The sequence below is a fragment of the Pseudomonas sp. NPDC090752 genome (assembly GCF_055584805.1).
Genome location: NZ_JBVJLI010000019.1, coordinates 90866 through 109101, shown reverse-complemented (window position 1 = coordinate 109101; position 18236 = coordinate 90866). Strand labels below are relative to the sequence as shown.

18 protein-coding genes and 1 rRNA gene are annotated in these 18236 nt (G+C 62.5%); 15 read left to right on the top strand and 4 right to left on the bottom strand.

The genetic code is table 11. The features are described 5' to 3' along the window. Window positions 1–154: 154 nt before the first annotated feature. The 4 genes from rrf to ACZ6YA_RS22040 all read left to right on the top strand — a co-directional run bounded on the left by rrf (window position 155) and on the right by ACZ6YA_RS22040 (window position 3968). Window positions 155–270 (top strand): 5S ribosomal RNA (gene rrf, locus ACZ6YA_RS22055). A gap of 135 nt (window positions 271–405) precedes the next feature. Further along, window positions 406–1065 carry a paraquat-inducible protein A gene (locus ACZ6YA_RS22050; protein ID WP_465899413.1) on the top strand — a complete coding sequence of 220 codons (660 nt, stop codon included), beginning with the start codon at window positions 406–408 and terminating at the stop codon, window positions 1063–1065. Next, window positions 1052–1675, top strand: coding sequence for a paraquat-inducible protein A (locus ACZ6YA_RS22045; protein WP_465899412.1), 624 nt, complete (start codon window positions 1052–1054; stop codon window positions 1673–1675). The genes ACZ6YA_RS22050 and ACZ6YA_RS22045 overlap by 14 nt, the downstream gene beginning before the upstream one ends. Then, complete coding sequence (locus tag ACZ6YA_RS22040) at window positions 1668–3968, top strand: PqiB family protein (RefSeq protein WP_465899410.1); 2301 nt, start codon at window positions 1668–1670, stop codon at window positions 3966–3968. Before ACZ6YA_RS22045 ends, ACZ6YA_RS22040 begins: the two co-directional genes overlap by 8 nt. A gap of 113 nt (window positions 3969–4081) precedes the next feature. Here ACZ6YA_RS22040 and rpsT read toward each other — a convergent pair whose 3' ends face one another. Further along, window positions 4082–4360, bottom strand: a complete 279-nt coding sequence (gene rpsT / locus ACZ6YA_RS22035; protein ID WP_003247625.1) for a 30S ribosomal protein S20 — start codon at window positions 4358–4360, stop codon at window positions 4082–4084. Between the two features lie 250 nt (window positions 4361–4610). On the opposite strand from rpsT, the gene murJ reads away from it, so the two are divergent. The 6 genes from murJ to ispH all read left to right on the top strand — a co-directional run bounded on the left by murJ (window position 4611) and on the right by ispH (window position 11946). Beyond that, entirely contained in the window at window positions 4611–6149 is a 1539-nt protein-coding gene (gene murJ, locus ACZ6YA_RS22030) for a murein biosynthesis integral membrane protein MurJ (RefSeq protein WP_465899408.1), read from the top strand. A gap of 118 nt (window positions 6150–6267) precedes the next feature. Beyond that, a complete protein-coding gene (gene ribF / locus ACZ6YA_RS22025; protein ID WP_465899406.1) occupies window positions 6268–7218 on the top strand; it encodes a bifunctional riboflavin kinase/FAD synthetase in 951 nt (316 codons plus the stop codon). Beyond that, the gene (ileS, locus tag ACZ6YA_RS22020; RefSeq protein WP_465899404.1) at window positions 7215–10046 is read left to right on the top strand and encodes an isoleucine--tRNA ligase; all 2832 of its coding nucleotides are present in this window, start codon (window positions 7215–7217) and stop codon (window positions 10044–10046) included. Before ribF ends, ileS begins: the two co-directional genes overlap by 4 nt. Beyond that, window positions 10039–10554 carry a signal peptidase II gene (lspA, locus tag ACZ6YA_RS22015; RefSeq protein ID WP_465899402.1) on the top strand — a complete coding sequence of 172 codons (516 nt, stop codon included), beginning with the start codon at window positions 10039–10041 and terminating at the stop codon, window positions 10552–10554. Before ileS ends, lspA begins: the two co-directional genes overlap by 8 nt. After that, on the top strand, window positions 10547–10984 hold the full coding sequence (fkpB, locus tag ACZ6YA_RS22010) for an FKBP-type peptidyl-prolyl cis-trans isomerase (RefSeq protein ID WP_012270371.1): 438 nt from the start codon (window positions 10547–10549) through the stop codon (window positions 10982–10984). The genes lspA and fkpB overlap by 8 nt, the downstream gene beginning before the upstream one ends. A 14-nt stretch (window positions 10985–10998) precedes the next feature. Continuing rightward, window positions 10999–11946 (top strand): 4-hydroxy-3-methylbut-2-enyl diphosphate reductase, encoded by a 948-nt coding sequence (gene ispH / locus ACZ6YA_RS22005; RefSeq protein ID WP_465899400.1) that lies wholly within the window; start codon window positions 10999–11001, stop codon window positions 11944–11946. Here the strand turns inward: ispH and ACZ6YA_RS22000 are convergent, their stop codons facing one another. Next, entirely contained in the window at window positions 11947–12438 is a 492-nt protein-coding gene (locus ACZ6YA_RS22000; RefSeq protein WP_465899398.1) for a GspH/FimT family pseudopilin, read from the bottom strand. It abuts the gene before it with no gap. 108 nt (window positions 12439–12546) lie between these two features. Here ACZ6YA_RS22000 and ACZ6YA_RS21995 point away from each other — a divergent pair, with 108 nt between their 5' ends. From ACZ6YA_RS21995 to thiO, 5 genes are read left to right on the top strand one after another with little or no spacing between them, the layout of a single operon-like run. Next, complete coding sequence (locus tag ACZ6YA_RS21995) at window positions 12547–12750, top strand: prepilin-type N-terminal cleavage/methylation domain-containing protein (protein ID WP_465899396.1); 204 nt, start codon at window positions 12547–12549, stop codon at window positions 12748–12750. Beyond that, entirely contained in the window at window positions 12747–13397 is a 651-nt protein-coding gene (locus ACZ6YA_RS21990; RefSeq protein WP_465899394.1) for a PilW family protein, read from the top strand. Before ACZ6YA_RS21995 ends, ACZ6YA_RS21990 begins: the two co-directional genes overlap by 4 nt. Then, window positions 13394–13867, top strand: coding sequence for a hypothetical protein (locus tag ACZ6YA_RS21985; protein WP_465899392.1), 474 nt, complete (start codon window positions 13394–13396; stop codon window positions 13865–13867). Before ACZ6YA_RS21990 ends, ACZ6YA_RS21985 begins: the two co-directional genes overlap by 4 nt. A gap of 1 nt (window position 13868) precedes the next feature. Continuing rightward, window positions 13869–14258 (top strand): type IV pilin protein, encoded by a 390-nt coding sequence (locus ACZ6YA_RS21980; protein ID WP_465899391.1) that lies wholly within the window; start codon window positions 13869–13871, stop codon window positions 14256–14258. Window positions 14259–14311: 53 nt separating this feature from the next. Beyond that, a complete protein-coding gene (gene thiO / locus ACZ6YA_RS21975; RefSeq protein WP_465899389.1) occupies window positions 14312–15409 on the top strand; it encodes a glycine oxidase ThiO in 1098 nt (365 codons plus the stop codon). Between the two features lie 127 nt (window positions 15410–15536). On the opposite strand, the gene ACZ6YA_RS21970 is transcribed toward thiO, so the two are convergent. After that, entirely contained in the window at window positions 15537–16946 is a 1410-nt protein-coding gene (locus tag ACZ6YA_RS21970; protein WP_465899387.1) for an amidase, read from the bottom strand. Between the two features lies 1 nt (window position 16947). After that, entirely contained in the window at window positions 16948–18225 is a 1278-nt protein-coding gene (locus ACZ6YA_RS21965; protein WP_465899386.1) for a Zn-dependent hydrolase, read from the bottom strand. Window positions 18226–18236 lie beyond the last annotated feature (11 nt).

The window sequence follows — 18236 nt, the reverse complement described above, 5'->3', positions numbered from 1 at the left end:
TTGCCCGTGAGGCTTGACCATATAACACCCAAGCAATCTGCTACGCAGATTGTGGTGGTGAAGACGAAACGAACCGAAAGTTCGCGACGAACCACAAATATCGCATATCCGAATTCGCTGGGCTGTCCATCTGGACATTCTGGCTACAGAATTTCTTGACGACCATAGAGCATTGGAACCACCTGATCCCATCCCGAACTCAGTAGTGAAACGATGCATCGCCGATGGTAGTGTGGGGTTTCCCCATGTGAGAGTAGGTCATCGTCAAGATTCATTTCGCAAAACCCCTATCTGCGCGAGCAGGTAGGGGTTTTGTCTTTTCAGGTGCCGTTGCCGGAAAGTCGGCTCCCACATTTCGAGCTGGAACACTAGAATAGAGCCGACGTACCTATTCAGAATCTCGAGATGCCCAACCCAGTCGAAACCCAAGCGTTAGAGCAGTTGCCGCTGGAGGAGCTGGTCGCCTGTCACGAGTGCGACCTGCTGATGCGCAAGCCGCAACTGCAGCATGATGAAAAAGCCCAATGTCCGCGCTGTGGCTATGAGCTTTACGCTCACCGGCATAACGTGGTCAATCGCAGCCTGGCCCTGGTGCTCACCGCACTGCTGCTGTTCGTGCCCGCCAACTTCCTGCCGATCATGCAATTGCATCTGCTTGGCCAGACTTCGGACGATACGGTGTGGAGTGGCGTGGTGGGGCTGTACAACTCGGAAATGCGCGGCGTCGCCGTCGTGGTATTCCTCTGCAGCATGGCCATCCCGTTCCTCAAGCTGATGTGTCAGCTGATGGTGCTGCTGACCATCCGCCTGAACGTGGGGCGCAGCTATGGCCTGCTGTTCTACCGCATCTATCACCATGTGCGTGACTGGGGCATGCTCGAGGTCTATTTCATGGGCGTGCTGGTCGCGATCGTCAAGTTGGTCGACCTCGCCGAGCTGACCGTAGGCCTGGGCCTGTTCTGTTTTATCAGCCTGCTGCTGATCCAGGTATGGCTGGAGGTGGTGATGTCGCCACACCAGATCTGGAGCGCATTGTCGGGGGAGGATCTCCATGCGGGCGATTGATGCAGGCATTCTTGTCTGCAATGAATGTCATGAACTGAACCGTCAGGAACTCGAGGGTGGCTCCCAGACCTGCACACGGTGTGGGGCCATCGTGCACGCAAGGCGCCCCAATAGCATCATACGGACGTGGGCACTGCTGATTGCCGCCTCGATTCTGTACATCCCCGCCAACCTGCTGCCGATCATGACTGTGAGCACCCTGGGGCAGGGCAGTCCGGACACCATCATGTCCGGCGTTATTACCCTGCTCAAGCACGGCATGCTGCCGATTGCTGCGGTGGTGTTCATCGCCAGTATCCTGGTGCCCACGTTCAAGTTGGTGGGCATCGGCCTGCTGCTGTATTCGGTGCAGCGCCGCCAGCCGTTGTCGGCGCGTCAGCGAATCCTCATGTACCGCTTCATCGAATTCATAGGGCGCTGGTCCATGCTGGACATCTTCGTCATCGCCATCCTGGTGGCTGTGGTGAATTTCGGCCGCATCGCCAGTGTCGAAGCCAACCTGGGCGCCGTCGCCTTCGCTACTGTGGTGATTCTCACAATGCTCGCTGCTTTAACTTTCGATCCCCGACTGATCTGGGACAACACGGAGTCGGATGACGACCATGAGTGACATGCCAACGGCTAAAACCCGGCCAGCCTCCAATTGGTCGGCCATCTGGATCCTGCCACTGATCGCGTTGATGATCGGCGGCTGGTTGGCCTGGCAGGCCTATCGCGATGCGGGTGTGGAAATCGAGGTCCGTTTTGAAAGCGGTGAGGGTATCGTCGCCAACAAGACTGAAGTGATCTACAAAGGCATGCCGGTCGGCAAGGTGAAAAGCCTGGTGCTCGACGCCACTGGCGAGAAGCAGGGCGTTATTGCCACCATCGAGATGAACAAGGCGGCAGAGCCTCACCTGACAAAGGGCACGCGCTTCTGGTTGGTCAAACCGAGTGTCACGCTGGCCGGCATCACCGGGCTTGAGACACTGGTCTCTGGTAACTACATTGCGGTCAGCCCTGGTGAGGGTGAGCGCACCAAGCGCTTCACCGCCTTGAAGGTGGCGCCGCCGCTGTCTGACAGTGAGCCTGGCCTGCACCTTACCCTGAAGGCCGAACGCCTAGGGTCGCTCAATCGAGACAGTCCGGTGTTCTACAAGCAGATTCAGGTGGGTCGGGTGAAGAGCTATCGCCTGTCCGAAGATCAGAGCACGGTCGAAGTCAAAGTGTTCATCGAGCCGGCCTACGCCAGCCTGGTGCGCAAACACACCCGGTTCTGGAACGCCAGTGGCATCAGCATCGACGCAGGGCTGTCGGGGGTGAAGGTACGCAGCGAGTCGTTGTCCAGCATCGTTGCTGGTGGCATCGCTTTCGCCACGCCCGAGCATCGGATGGACAGCCCGCCCACCGATCCGAGCCTGCCGTTCCGCCTCTACGAAGACTTCGACGCAGCTCAGGCGGGCATCCGCGTCAAGGTCAAGCTGAGTGACTACGAGGGGCTGCAGGCCGGACGCACACCGGTCATGTACAAAGGTATTCAGGTCGGCTCGCTGAAAGCCCTGAAGATGGAAGACAATCTCGGCAGCGCCATGGCAGAGCTGACCCTGGACCCGCTGACTGAAGACTACTTGGTCGACGGCACGCAGTTCTGGGTGGTCAAACCTTCTATTTCCCTGGCAGGTATCACCGGCCTCGAAGCCTTGGTCAAGGGTAACTATATTGCCATCCGTCCAGGGGAGAAGGGTGCCACGCCCCAGCGCGAGTTCGAGGCGCGGGCCAAGGCGCCGCCGCTGGACCTCAAGGCGCCGGGCCTGCACATGGTGCTGTTCGCCGATACCCTCGGTTCGTTGGAGGTCGGCAGCCCAGTGATGTACCGCCAGGTCAAGGTGGGTAGCGTGCAGAGCTACCAGTTCGCCCGCAACAGCAATCGCATCCTGATCGGTGTGCACATCGAGAAAGAATACGAGAACCTGGTCAACGGCTCCTCGCGCTTCTGGAATGTCAGTGGCATTACCCTCACGGGCGGTCTTTCAGGCATCAAGATCAAGAGTGAATCGCTGCAGACCCTGATGGCCGGTGGTATCGCCTTTGATACGCCGACGCCGAACGTGGCGCTCAAGCGCCATATCCCACGCTTCCGCCTGCATGACAGCCAGGAGGCGGTGAACCGCGCCGGTACGCTGATCACTATCCGCGTGGACCGTGCCGATGGTCTCAAACCAGGTACGCCGATCCGTTTCCGCGGACTGGATGTGGGCAGTATCGAAAGCGTCGACCTGACCAAGGACCTGCAGGCGGTGCTGCTACGTGCGCGTATCACTGAATCGGCAGACCGCATCGCACGGGCCGGGACGCAGTTCTGGGTAGTGAAGCCGGCGCTTGGCCTGGTGCGCACCGAGAACCTCGATACGTTGATTGGCGGGCAATACCTGGAGGTACAGCCTGCGGTGAAGGACAAAGGCCCGCAGCGCGACTTCATCGCCCTCGCCGGTGCGCCTGAGGTTACGGGTGTGGAAGTCGGCCTGCCATTGACCCTCAGCGCTCCACGGCGTGGGTCGATCAAGCCTGGCGTGCCAGTCACCTACCGTGAAGTGGCGGTGGGCAAGGTAACCGGTTTCGAGCTGGGCCAAACCGCAGACCGCGTACTGATCCATATCTTGATCGAGCCACGCTACGCAGCCCTGGTGCGTGGCGGCAGCCGGTTCTGGAACAGCAGTGGTTTTGGTTTCGACTGGGGGCTGTTCAAGGGTGCTACTGTGCGTACCGAGTCGCTGGAGACGCTCATCGATGGCGGCATCGCGTTTGCAACGCCTGATGGGGAGCAGATGGGCAACCCGGCGCGGCCGCAGCAGACCTTTGCCTTGTTCGACAAGCCAGAAGATGCCTGGCTGCAGTGGGCGCCAAAGATTCAGATCGCCAAGTGATGGATCAGGGGCTGCCAGGTGCAGCCCCTTTTTTCAACTACTGTACGCGCCCGGTATAAATCGCAGGCAATAAAAAACCGACCCTAGGGTCGGTTTTTCGACTAAAGCGTCGCTTAGGCAGCTGCAGCTTCTTTCAGCGCCTTGATGTGGCCATTCAGACGGCCTTTGTGGCGAGCAGCTTTGTTCTTGTGGATGATACCTTTGTCGGCCATACGGTCGATTACTGGTACAGCCAGAACGTAAGCGGCTTGCGCTTTTTCGGCGTCTTTTGCGTCGATGGCTTTAACTACATTCTTGATGTAGGTGCGGACCATGGAACGCAGGCTGGCGTTGTGGCTGCGACGCTTCTCAGCCTGTTTTGCACGTTTCTTGGCGGAAGGTGTGTTGGCCACCGTCGAGCTCCTCGAAAGACTTTAGGTAAATAGCAAACAAAATAGGCCGCGAATCATGCCGATCACTTGATCGGATGTCAAGGCCACCTGCAAGGTTCCGCCGAGCGGCGCACCAACAGGAGGGAAATATTCCTTTCTGCTGTACGACCTGTAAACTCGGGAATTTTTGGCTCCCCTGCGAAGGCGCGGGAGTATCGCACATTCGGACGCTGTCTGGCAGCGTCCTCTGCCCTTGGCGTGAATCTTTTCGATGAACCTGCTCAAATCCTTGGCTGCAGTCAGCTCCATTACCATGGTTTCCCGGGTGCTGGGCTTCGTGCGCGACACCATCCTGGCCCGTGTTTTCGGCGCCGGCGTCGCCACCGACGCCTTCTTCATCGCCTTCAAGTTGCCTAACCTGCTGCGGCGAATTTTTGCCGAGGGCGCTTTTTCCCAGGCGTTCGTGCCGATTCTGGCCGAATACAAGACCCAGCAGGGCGAAGAGGCGACACGTACCTTCATCGCTTATGTCAGCGGCCTGCTGACGCTGGTCCTGGCCCTGGTCACGGTGATCGGCATCTTCGCCGCGCCCTGGGTGGTCTGGGCCACCGCGCCGGGTTTTGTCGACAATGCCGAGAAATACCAGCTGACCACCGACCTGCTGCGGGTGACCTTTCCTTATATATTGCTGATCTCGCTGTCGTCCCTGGTCGGGGCGATCCTCAATACCTGGAACCGCTTTTCGGTCCCGGCTTTCACGCCGACCCTGCTGAACGTGGCGATGATCATCTTCGCCGTGCTGCTCACGCCGTACTTCGACCCACCGATCATGGCATTGGCCTGGGGCGTGCTGGCCGGGGGTTTGGCGCAGTTGCTGTACCAGCTGCCGGCGTTGAAGAAGATCGGCATGCTCGTGCTGCCGCGCCTGAACCTGCGTGACAGCGGCGTCTGGCGGGTGCTCAAACAGATGCTGCCCGCCATCCTCGGCGTTTCGGTCAGCCAGATTTCGCTGATCATCAACACCATCTTTGCCTCCTTCCTGGTGGCCGGCTCGGTGTCGTGGATGTACTACGCCGACCGGCTCATGGAGCTGCCCTCTGGGGTGCTCGGTGTGGCGCTGGGCACCATCCTGCTGCCGACCCTGGCCAAGACCTACGCCAACAAGGACCGCGAGGAGTATTCGCGGATCCTCGACTGGGGCCTGCGTTTGTGCTTCCTGCTGGTGCTGCCCTGCACCCTGGCACTGGCGATTCTGGCCGAGCCACTGACCGTCGCGCTGTTCCAGTACGGCAAATTCAGCGCCTTCGACGCAGCGATGACCCAGCGCGCCCTGATCGCCTATTCGGTAGGCCTGCTGGCGATCATTCTGGTCAAGGTGCTGGCACCGGGCTTCTATGCGCAGCAGAATATCCGCACCCCCGTGCGTATCGCGATCTTCACCCTGGTCTGCACCCAATTGTTCAACCTGGCCTTGGTCGGCCCGCTGCAGCACGCCGGCCTCGCCCTGGCGATCAGCCTTGGCGCCTGCCTGAATGCCGGCCTGCTGTTCTGGAAGTTGCGCAGCAAGCAGCTGTTCCAGCCTCAGCCGGGCTGGACGATGTTCCTGTTCAAGCTGGTGTTGGCCGTGACCTTGATGGTCGCGGTGCTGCTGGTGGGCATGCACTACCTGCCGGCCTGGGAACAAGGCAACATGTTCGAACGTTTCATGCGCCTGGGCGCGTTGATCGCGGCCGGTATCGTGACGTATTTCGGTTGCCTGTACCTGTGCGGCTTCAGGCCTCGGCATTTCGCCCGCAAGGCGCTGCATTGAAGTAGAAGGCGGGTCAGGCGTCGGTTTTTCATCTTCCACACTGCACCCAGGCGCTGCTGCCTGTCACCAGCGCCCGGGTGTGGTTATAATCGGCCACTTTATGAGCAAGAAGCGCGTTATGCAGCTGGTTCGAGGTCTTCACAACCTGCGCCCCGAGCACCGGGGCTGTGTCGCCACCATTGGCAACTTCGACGGGGTTCATCGTGGCCACCAGGCGATCCTGGCGCGCCTGCGCGAGCGCGGCCAGGAATTGGGCCTGCCGACTTGCGTGGTGATCTTCGAGCCGCAGCCGCGCGAGTATTTCGCCCCCGACACCGCGCCAGCTCGCCTTGCGCGCTTGCGTGACAAGGTTGAGCTGCTGGCCGCCGAAGGTATCGACCGGGTCTTGTGCCTGGCCTTCAACCAGCGCCTGAGCAAACTCAGCGCCGACGAATTCGTCAAGGCGATCCTGGTTGACGGACTCGGCGTGCGCCACCTCGAAGTGGGCGACGACTTCCGTTTCGGATGTGACCGCGCTGGCGACTTTGCCTTTCTAATCGAGGCTGGCAAGCAGTATGGCTTCACCGTCGAAGCCGCCAACACGGTGATCCAGGACGGCCTGAGAGTCAGCAGCACCGAAGTGCGCAAGGCGCTGTCCCAGGGCAACTTCGAACTCGCCGAGCACTTGCTGGGCCGCCCGTACCGCATTACCGGGCGTGTGTTGCATGGCCAGAAGCTGGCCCGCCAGCTCGGCACGCCCACCGCCAACATCCAGCTCAAGCGCCGCCGTGTGCCGTTGTCCGGGGTCTACCTGGCCAGTATCGAGATCGACGGCAAGGCCTGGCCGGGCGTTGGCAACATCGGGGTGCGTCCCACGGTGGCCGGTGACGGCCGCCCGCACCTCGAGATTCATCTACTGGATTATGCCGGCGATCTGTATGGCCGGCGCCTGACGGTGGAATTCCACCACAAGCTGCGTGAAGAGCAGCGATTCGCCTCCCTGGAGGCGCTGAAGTCGGCGATCGATGCGGATATCGCCGCCGCACGTGCACATTGGCACGCTCAACCGCTAACCAAGAGCCTGAAATGACCGACTACAAAGCCACGCTTAACCTTCCGGACACCGCCTTCCCCATGAAGGCCGGCCTGCCTCAGCGCGAACCGCAAATTCTGCAGCGCTGGGACAGCATTGGCCTGTACCAGAAGCTGCGCGAAATTGGCAAGGATCGTCCGAAGTTCGTCCTGCACGACGGTCCGCCCTATGCCAACGGCAAGATCCACATCGGTCATGCGCTGAATAAGATTCTCAAGGACATGATCGTCCGTTCCAAGACCCTGTCGGGCTTCGATGCGCCTTACGTGCCGGGTTGGGACTGCCACGGCCTGCCGATCGAGCACAAAGTCGAAGTCACCCATGGCAAGCACCTGACCGCCGACCGCACCCGCGAACTGTGCCGCGAGTACGCCGCCGAGCAGATCGAAGGGCAGAAGACCGAGTTCATCCGCCTGGGTGTATTGGGTGACTGGGACAACCCGTACAAGACCATGAACTTCGCCAACGAGGCCGGTGAAATCCGCGCCCTGGCCGAAATGGTCAAGCAAGGCTTCGTGTTCAAGGGCCTCAAGCCGGTGAACTGGTGCTTCGACTGTGGCTCGGCCCTGGCCGAGGCTGAAGTCGAGTACGCCGACAAGAAATCGCAGACTATCGACGTGGCCTTCCCGGTTGCCGACGCCGACAAGCTGGCCGCCGCATTTGGTGTGGCCTCGCTGGCCAAGCCCGCCGCGATCGTGATCTGGACCACCACTGCGTGGACCATCCCCGCCAACCAGGCGCTGAATATCCACCCAGAGTTCAAGTACGCCCTGGTCGATACCGGCGAGCGTCTGCTGGTGCTGGCTGAAGAGCTGGTTGAATCCTGCCTCAAGCGCTGGAACCTGGAAGGTTCGGTGATCGCTACCGCGCCTGGTTCGGCCCTGGAGCTGATCAACTTCCGCCACCCGTTTTACGACCGCCTGTCGCCGATTTACCTGGCCGACTATGTCGAACTGGGCGCCGGTACCGGTGTGGTTCACTCCGCACCTGCCTACGGTGAAGACGACTTCGTCACCTGCAAGCGCTACGGCATGGTCAACGACGACATCCTCACCCCGGTGCAGAGCAACGGCGTGTATGTCGAGTCGCTGGAGTTCTTCGGCGGCCAGTTCATCTGGAAGGCCAACCCGGCCATCGTCGACAAGCTGAGCGAAGTCGGTGCGCTGATGCACACCGAAACCATCAGCCACAGCTACATGCACTGCTGGCGCCACAAGACTCCGCTGATCTACCGCGCCACCGCGCAGTGGTTCGTCGGCATGGACAAGCAGCCGACCACCGGCGAGCCGCTGCGTGAACGCGCGCTCAAGGCCATTGAAGACACCACGTTCGTCCCGGCCTGGGGCCAGGCGCGCCTGCACTCGATGATCGCCAACCGCCCGGACTGGTGCATTTCGCGTCAGCGTAACTGGGGCGTGCCGATTCCGTTCTTCCTGCACAAGCAGACCGGCGAGCTGCACCCGCGCACCGTCGAGTTGATGGACGCCGTGGCTGCGCGCGTTGAACAAGAAGGCATCGAGGCCTGGTTCAAGCTGGACGCCGCCGAACTGCTCGGTGACGAGGCCGCCCAGTACGACAAGATCACTGACACCCTGGACGTCTGGTTCGACTCCGGTACCACCCATTGGCACGTGCTGCGCGGTTCGCACGACATCGGCCACGCCACCGGTCCGCGCGCCGACCTGTACCTGGAAGGCTCCGACCAGCACCGCGGCTGGTTCCATTCGTCGTTGCTGACCGGTTGCGCCATCGACAATCACGCCCCGTACCGCGAGCTGCTGACCCACGGTTTCACCGTGGACGAGAACGGCCGCAAGATGTCCAAGTCGCTGGGTAACACCATCGAGCCGGAGAAGGTCAATAACACCCTGGGTGCCGACATCCTGCGCCTGTGGGTCTCGGCCACCGACTATTCCGGTGAAATGGCCGTTTCCGAGCAGATCCTGCAGCGCAGCGCCGACGCCTACCGCCGTATCCGCAACACCGCGCGCTTCCTGCTTTCCAACCTGTCTGGCTTCGACCCGGCCCGTGACCTGCTGAAGCCGGAAGAAATGATCGCCCTGGACCGTTGGGCGGTGGACCGTGCCCTGCTGCTGCAGCGCGAGCTGGAAGAGCATTACGGCGAATACCGTTTCTGGAACGTCTATTCGAAGATCCACAACTTCTGCGTGCAAGAGCTGGGTGGCTTCTACCTCGACATCATCAAGGACCGCCAGTACACCACCGGTGCCAACAGTGTCGCCCGCCGTTCTTGCCAGACCGCGCTGTACCACATCAGCGAGGCGCTGGTGCGCTGGATTGCGCCGATCCTGGCCTTCACTGCCGACGAAATCTGGCAGTACCTGCCGGGCGAGCGCAACGAGTCGGTGATGCTCAACGGTTGGTATCAAGGCCTCAGCGAACTGCCGCAAGGCACCGAGCTGGACCGTGCCTACTGGGACCGCGTGATGGCAGTCAAGGCCGCGGTCAACAAGGAACTGGAAAACCAGCGTACCGCCAAGGTCATCGGCGGCAACCTGCAGGCCGAAGTCACCCTGTTCGCCGATGAAGGCCTGAGCGCCGACCTGGCCAAGCTGGGCGACGAGCTGCGCTTCGTACTGATTACCTCCGCTGCCAGCGTGGTGCCTTTCGTACAGGCGCCGGCTGAAGCCGTGGCCACCGAAGTCGAAGGTCTCAAGCTGAAAGTGGGCAAGTCCGGCCACGCCAAGTGCGGCCGTTGCTGGCACTTCCGCGCCGACGTCGGCAGCCACCCGGAGCACCCGGAAATCTGCAGCCGTTGCGTCGACAACCTGAGCGGCTCCGGTGAGGTGCGCCACTATGCCTAACCCTTCGGCAGGGCGCTTCGGGCGCCTTCCCTGGCTGTGGCTGAGCTTGCTGGTCCTGGTCCTCGACCAGGCCACCAAGCTGTACTTCAACAATGCCCTGACCATGTACCAGCAGATCGTCGTCATTCCCGACTACTTCAGCTGGACCCTGGCTTATAACACCGGTGCAGCGTTCAGCTTCCTCGCCGATGGTGCCGGTTGGCAGCGCTGGCTGTTCGCCCTGATCGCCATGGCGGTCAGTGCGGTGCTGGTGGTCTGGCTCAAGCGCCTGGGGCGCAACGAGACCTGGCTGGCGGTGGCACTGGCCTTAGTGCTGGGTGGGGCCATTGGCAACCTGTACGATCGCGTCGTGCTTGGCCATGTGGTCGACTTCATCCTGGTGCACTGGAAGAACACCCATTACTTCCCAGCCTTCAATATCGCCGACAGCGCCATCACCGTTGGTGCGGTGATGCTGGCGCTGGACATGTTCAAGAGCAAGAAGTCCGAGGACCCGGTCCATGACTGACACCCGTATCGGCCAGAACACCGAAGTCACCCTGCACTTCGCGCTGCACCTGGAAAACGGCGACACCGTCGACAGCACGTTCGACAAGGCGCCGGCCACCTTCAAGGTCGGCGACGGCAACCTGCTACCGGGTTTCGAAAGCGCGTTGTTCGGCTTCAAGGCTGGCGACAAGCGTACAGTGGTGGTGGCCCCGGAGAATGCCTTCGGCCAACCCAATCCACAGAATGTGCAGGTCATGCCGAGGTCCAACTTCGAGGGCATGGAGCTGTCCGAGGGGCTGCTGATCATCTTCAACGATGCCGCCAACACCGAGCTGCCGGGTGTGGTCAAAGCATTTGATGACGACCAGGTGACCATCGACTTCAATCACCCACTGGCTGGCAAGACCCTGACCTTCGAGGTGGAGATCCTCGAGGTGAAGGCCCTGTAAGCCTGGAGCCGAGCATGCAAATCAAACTCGCCAACCCTCGCGGCTTCTGCGCCGGGGTCGACCGGGCGATCGAGATCGTCAACCGCGCGCTGGAAGTCTTCGGCCCGCCGATCTATGTGCGCCATGAAGTGGTGCACAACAAGTTCGTGGTGGAAGACCTGCGCAACCGTGGCGCCATCTTCGTCGAAGAGCTGGACCAGGTACCGGACGACGTCATCGTCATCTTCAGTGCCCATGGTGTTTCCCAGGCCGTGCGCCAGGAAGCCGCTGGCCGTGGCCTGAAGGTGTTCGACGCCACCTGCCCACTGGTGACCAAGGTGCATATCGAGGTCGCCAAATATAGCCGCGATGGCCGTGAGTGCATTCTCATCGGCCACGAAGGGCACCCGGAAGTCGAAGGCACCATGGGTCAGTACGACGCCAGTAACGGCGGCGCCATCTACCTGGTCGAAGACGAGGACGATGTCGCCCAGCTGGAAGTGCGCGACCCGGACCATCTCGCCTTCGTTACCCAGACCACGCTGTCGATGGATGACACCAGCCGTGTCATCGATGCCCTGCGCGCACGCTTCCCGAACATCGGCGGCCCGCGCAAGGACGACATCTGCTACGCCACTCAGAACCGTCAGGACGCCGTCAAGCAACTGGCCGGCGAGTGCGACGTGGTACTGGTGGTGGGCAGCCCCAACAGCTCCAACTCCAACCGCCTGCGTGAGCTGGCCGAGCGCATGGGTACCCCGGCCTATCTCATCGATGGCGCCGAAGACATGCAGCGCGGCTGGTTCGACCAGGCGGCACGGATCGGCATCACGGCCGGCGCTTCGGCCCCCGAAGTGCTGGTGCGTGGCGTGATCGACCAGCTCAAGGCCTGGGGCGCTACCGGCGCCGAAGAGCTGGACGGGCGCCCGGAGAACATCACGTTCTCCATGCCCAAAGAGCTGCGGGTTCGCTCGCTGATCTGATCAAGGGCCTGCGCACAGGGACTTTTCCGGTTCATTCGTGCGCAGGCTGATCCTGCCGCTGCTTGCCAGTACCACCCGGTACTGGCTTGGCCCGGCGGTTTTCTCGCAGAGCTCCAGCCTGCCACTCAGCCAGCCACGGTGGCCATTCATTGGAACGCCCAGCGCACTGAACCTGACTTGACCGCCAATATTGGCCGCGATGTGCACGGGCCGTGGGAGCCGCTGCTCACGCAATATCTGATGGTTATGCTCCAGCATCACCTGCCAACCTTTCCCCCAATCTTTTTCCAAAGGTTGCACCAGTACCGGCTGACTTTGCAGGACGGCATGGCTGCGTGCGCTGCGCATCGCCTGGGCCAGGTCGCGGGCCACGGCCGCGTTGTGTAGGTCATCGCTCAACTTGGCGTAGGCCGGCATGCCAAGTTGTGTCAGCAACGTTGCTATGGCCAACGCGAACATCATTTGTATCAGTGTTACGCCCTGTTGCTTCATCGTGCATTCCTCCCTGGAAGTGCTTGGCTTAGCTTCAGGCTCACCGGACAAGAGGTCCAGTCGGCCAGGTTTCAAGCCATCGCGGGAAAAGTCGCAGGAGGTGCAGGGATGCACGCAAGGCAACGGGGCATGACGCTGCTGGAAGTTTTGTTGGCCGTGGGGGTGGTCGGTGCGGGTTTGTTTGCCGCAGCGGCTTTGCAGATCCAGGCATTGCAAGCCACCGATGCGGCGCATCGCGAGGTACAAGAGGCGCTGGCCGCGCATACCTTGCATGAGCGAGCCAGGGCTGCAGGCACGGTGCGCCAGCCATGAGGCGTAGGCACAGAGGCTTCGGTCTGGTCGAAGCCATGTTGGCGCTTGCCATTGGGCTGATGCTGCTCACGGCGGCCAGCCGGCTATTCGTTTCCGCCCACCACAGCTGGCGGTTGCAGGGCGCGGCGCTACTCATGCAGGCAGATGCCCGGCTGGTGTTGCTGCGTATCGCCCAGGATATTCGCATGGCCGGCATGTTCGGTTGCTTGCGCCTGAAACCGGGTGACTTCAAAGACTCGGCCTCGCGGGATGCTTTTGCTCACCCTTTGCACGTAGGGTCGACCAGCCTGACCCTGATAGTGGCGGAGCTTCCCGGATACGCCGGGGCGCCGGAATGGACGTTGCAAACAGACTGCATTCGCGACGTGCGGGTTGGCGAGGACCTGGCCAAGAGCAACGAGCGACCTTTGTCGTATGCGGTTAGCCGACATATCTATCAACTCGCGGGGACCACGCTGAGTCTCAAGCGAGGCAAGGCCAGCTTCCAGCCGCTGATCGACCATGTGCGCGAACTACGTTTCGAACACGTGCAGACGTTGGAGGGCGGGCGGGTCGATATTGCTCTGACCTTGTACGAGCCGACGTTGGATATCGAGCAGCGCTACGACCTCAGCGTGGCAGTGCGCAACCCGCAGGCCCGACCATGAAGCGTCAGCGTGGCATGGTACTCCTGCTGGCGCTGGTTCTGAGCCTATTGCTTGGCCTGCTGGCGGCATCCGCCCTGCGAGATGCCTTGGTGGAGACACGCATGAGTGGCTACTTACGCGACAGCTTGCAAGCCTTTGAACAGGCAGAGGTCACGTTGCAGGCCGCTGAGGACGAGGTGCTACGTGCGCCGCCAGCCTTGTGCCAGGTCTGCCTACCACCTGCACGCCCCCATGACCTTGATGGGCGATGGCAAGCCAGCAAAGACGGATTCTTCCAACTGCAGAACCTGGGCGTAAGTACGCGTGCCCTGCACATGCCGGAGGATGAGCCGGTCACGCTGTACCGCGTCACGGCCGTAAGCCGTCAGCTCGCGGCAAGGCAGGTGCTGGAAACGGTCTATGCCGTCCCGGCTGCTCAAGCACAGGTCCCCCAGCGCATTCTCTGGCGGCAAAGACTGAAGGAAGACTGACATGCAGCAGGGCCTGAGCCTGATCGAGTTGTTGATTGTCGTGGCCGTCACCGGCATTCTGGCAGCCATTGCCTACCCCAGTTACAGCGACCAGCTCAGGCGAGCCGCACGCAGCGAAGTGGTTGGCCTGCTGCATGACGCCGCTTTGCGCCTGGAGCGCCATCGCGTGCGCACGGGTCAGTACGCCGAGGGCGATCCGGCATTGCCCACCGCCAACCGTCACTACAGCCTGCAGGCCCAACGCGGCAGCGACACCTTCACGTTGCGCGCACGGCGGCTGCCGCATGGCCTGATGGCCGAAGATCGCTGTGGTGATTTTCAGCTCGACCAGGCTGGCGTGCAGAGCAATCCTGGCGGCACCGAGGCCAGCGAGCGCTGTTGGGGAAGCTGAAGGTTGAATGATGCCCGTGCATCGCGGTTTTACTTCAGGTGTTGGATCGACAGATGAGCAAGCGAGTAGTGGTGGTCGGTGGCGGCGTGATCGGCCTGCTGACGGCGTTCAACCTGGCGGCGAAGGTTGGCCAGGTGGTGGTGTGCGATCAGGGCGAAGTGGGCCGCGAGTCATCTTGGGCCGGCGGCGGTATCGTTTCGCCTTTGTACCCTTGGCGCTACAGCCCGGCAGTCACCGCGCTGGCGCACTGGTCACAGGACTTTTATCCACAGCTGGGCGAGCGCCTGTTCGCCAGCACCGGTATCGACCCTGAGGTCCATACCACCGGCTTGTACTGGCTCGATCTGGACGACGAGGCCGAGGCCCTGGCCTGGGCGGAGCGCGAGCGGCGGCCGCTCAGTGCTGTGGATATCTCTGCGACCTACGACGCGGTCCCGGTGATGGGCCCCGGTTTCAAGCGTGCCATCTACATGGCTGGCGTGGCCAACGTGCGAAATCCACGGCTGGTGAAGTCGCTCAAGGCGGCGCTGCTCGCCTTGCCCAACGTGACCTTGCGCGAAAACTGCCAGATTACCGGCTTCGCTCATGAAGGCGGGCGCATCACTGGTGTGCAGACAGAAGATGGCGTGCTGTCGGCTGATGAGGTGGTGCTCAGTGCTGGCGCCTGGAGCGGCGACCTGTTGCGCACGCTCGGCCTGGCGCTGCCGGTGGAACCGGTGAAGGGCCAGATGATTCTGTTCAAGTGTGCCGAGAACTTTTTGCCGAGCATGGTGCTGGCCAAGGGGCGCTATGCGATTCCGCGCCGGGACGGGCATATTCTGGTCGGTAGCACGTTGGAGCATGCCGGGTACGACAAGACGCCGACCGAGGATGCGCTGGCAAGCCTCAAGGCCTCGGCGGTGGAACTGCTGCCGGCATTGAAGGATGCCACGGTGGTGGGGCACTGGGCCGGGCTGCGACCGGGGTCGCCTGAAGGCATTCCCTACATCGGGCGGGTGCCAGGGCATGAGGGGTTGTGGTTGAACTGTGGGCATTACCGCAATGGGCTGGTGCTGGCGCCGGCTTCGTGTCAGTTGTTTACGGACCTGTTGACGGGGGCGGAGCCGATTATTGATCCGGCGCCGTATGCTCCGGCCGGGCGTCTGGGCTGAAATCGCCGGGCCCGCTGCGCGGGCCATTCGCGGCAAGCCCGCTCCCACAGATTTCGCCGCGCTGCGGTCATTCTGGGAGTGGGCTTGCCTGCGAAAGGGCCGGGAAGGCCAACACAAAACTTGGATCTCAGCTAACTATCGGCGCCTGCAAATGCTGGCTCGGATAGTGCTGTTCATACACCTTGCACACCCGCAGCACGTGCTCATCGGCAAAGCGCCCGGCCACCACCTGTAACCCCACCGGCAACCCCTCCCGGGTAAACCCACACGGCACCGACGCTGCCGGCTGCTGAGTCAAATTGAACGGATAGCTGAACGGCGTCCACTCCATCCACTGCCCCATCCCCGACCCCGGCGGCACGTTGTGCCCCGCCTCGAACGCCGTCAGCGGCAGCATCGGTGACAGCAGCACGTCATACCGCTGGTGGAAGGCATTCATCCGCGCAATCAACTCACCCCGCGCCTCCAGCGCCTGGGTGTACGCGTTCAGGCTGATCTGCTCGCCTTGTTCGGCGATCCAGCGCAGGCCAGGGTCGAGCAGCTCCCGTTGCTCATTGCTGAAGGCGCTTGCCAGCCGCGCAGCCCCGGCGAACCACAGCGTATTGAAGGTATCCATCGGGTCAGCGAAGCCTGGGTCGACTTCCTCCACCTGCGCCCCCAACCGTGCCAGGCGCTGCACCGCTTGTGCCACCAACGCTTGTATCTGCGGATCGACCTGGACGTAGCCGAAGTCGGCGCTGTAGGCGATGCGCAGGCCTCGCAGATCCTGCTGCTTGCCCAGCCACGGTGCCTGCCGAGCCGCCCCGGCCAGCCCGTCGCGGGCGTCGGGACGGGCTACGCAGTCGAGCATCAGCACCGCATCGTCGACGGTGCGGGTCATGGGCCCGAGGTGTGAGAGCACGGTCATGGCGCTGGCCGGCCATTGCGGCACGTAGCCGAAGGTGGGTTTGATGCCGAACGTGCCGGTGAACGCGCAGGGGATACGGATCGAACCGCCGGCATCACTGCCTTGGTGCAGCACGCCCAGGTTCAGCGCGGCGGCAGCCGCTGCACCACCGGATGAGCCGCCGGCAGTCATGCGCGTATCCCAAGGGTTGCGGGTGATGCCGTACAACGGGTTGTCGGTCACACCTTTCCAGCCAAACTCCGGTGTGGTGGTCTTGCCGACCAGCACCGCGCCGGCGTCACGCATGAACGCGGTGAGGGGCGCATCGACCTCCCACGGCCCAGCAGCCGACGTGGTGCGCGAGCCTTTGCGCGTGGGCATGCCGCAGGTCAGGGTGAGGTCCTTGATTGACGCGGGCACACCGTCCAGGCGGCCACACGGCTCACCGCGCTGCCAGCGTTGCTCACTGGCGCGGGCAGCGCCGCGGGCGCCTTCGCCGTCCACGTGGCAGTAGGCGTTGACTGCCGGATTGTGCAGGCCGATGCGGGCCAGCACGTCGTCGATCACCTCGACGGGTGACAGCTGGCGGCGCTGATACAGGTCGAGCAATTCGACGGCGGTGAATTCACCGATTGAGGTTTTACCGGGCATCTCAATACGCTCCCTGGTTGGCGGCTTGGTACATGGCCCGCAACAGCACGTCGCAGCCATCGGCCAAATCCTGTGGCGCGGCGTTTTCGATTTCGTTGTGGCTGATGCCGCCTTCGCACGGCACGAAGATCATCCCGGCCGGGCCCAGCTCGGCGAGGAAAATTGCGTCGTGGCCGGCGCCGCTGACGATATCCATGTGGCTCAGGCCCAGCTCACGCGCGCCCTGGCGCACGGCGTCAACGCACTGCTCGGCAAAGTACAGCGGAGGGAAATCGGCGGTTGGCGTCAGTTCGAAACTCAGCCCGTGTTTGGCTGTGCTGGCAGCGATCGCCTGACGTACCTCGGCGACCATGGCGGCCAAGTGCTCGGGGTCAAGGTGGCGCAAGTCGAGGGTCATGTGCACCTGGCCGGGGATGACGTTGCGCGAGCCTGGGTGCAGGGTCAGGCAACCCACGGTACCGCAGGCATGCGGCTGGTGGGCGTGGGCCACGCGGTTGACCGCCGCGACGACTTCGGCGGCGCCGACCAGGGCGTCCTTGCGCAGGTGCATCGGCGTAGGGCCTGCGTGAGCTTCGACGCCGGTCAGCACCAGGTCGAACCACTTCTGCCCCAGGCAGCCCTGGACCACGCCGATAGTGGTGCGTTGGTCTTCGAGCACCGGGCCTTGTTCGATATGCGCTTCGAAGTAGGCGCCCACGGCATGCCCGGTGGGCACGCGCGGGCCGGCGTAGCCTATGCGCGTCAATTCCGCGCCGACCGACAGGCCCTGGTCATCGACCTTGTCCAGGGTCTCCTGCAGGCCGAACTTACCGGCGAACACGCCAGAGCCCATCATGCACGGCGGGAAGCGCGAACCTTCTTCATTGGTCCACACCACCACCTCCAGCGGCGCCTCGGTGGTCAGCTGCAGGTCATTGAGGGTGCGAATCACCTCCAGCCCGGCCATTACCCCGTAGCAACCATCGAACTTGCCGCCGGTGGGCTGGGTGTCGATATGGCTGCCGGTCATCACCGGCGCCAAGGCCGGGTTACGCCCCGGGCGTCGGGCGAAAATGTTGCCAATGGCGTCGACGCTGACCGTGCAGCCGGCCTCTGTGCACCAGCGCACGAACAAGTCGCGGGCCTGGCGGTCAAGGTCGGTCAGGGCCAGGCGACACACGCCGCCCTTGGCGGTGGCGCCGAGCTTGGCCAGGTCCATCAGCGATTGCCAGAGGCGCTCGCGGCTGATCAGCGCGCCTTGGCCGAGCAGGTGCTGCGAGGGATCGATGCGGGTGTTCATGGGCATTCTCC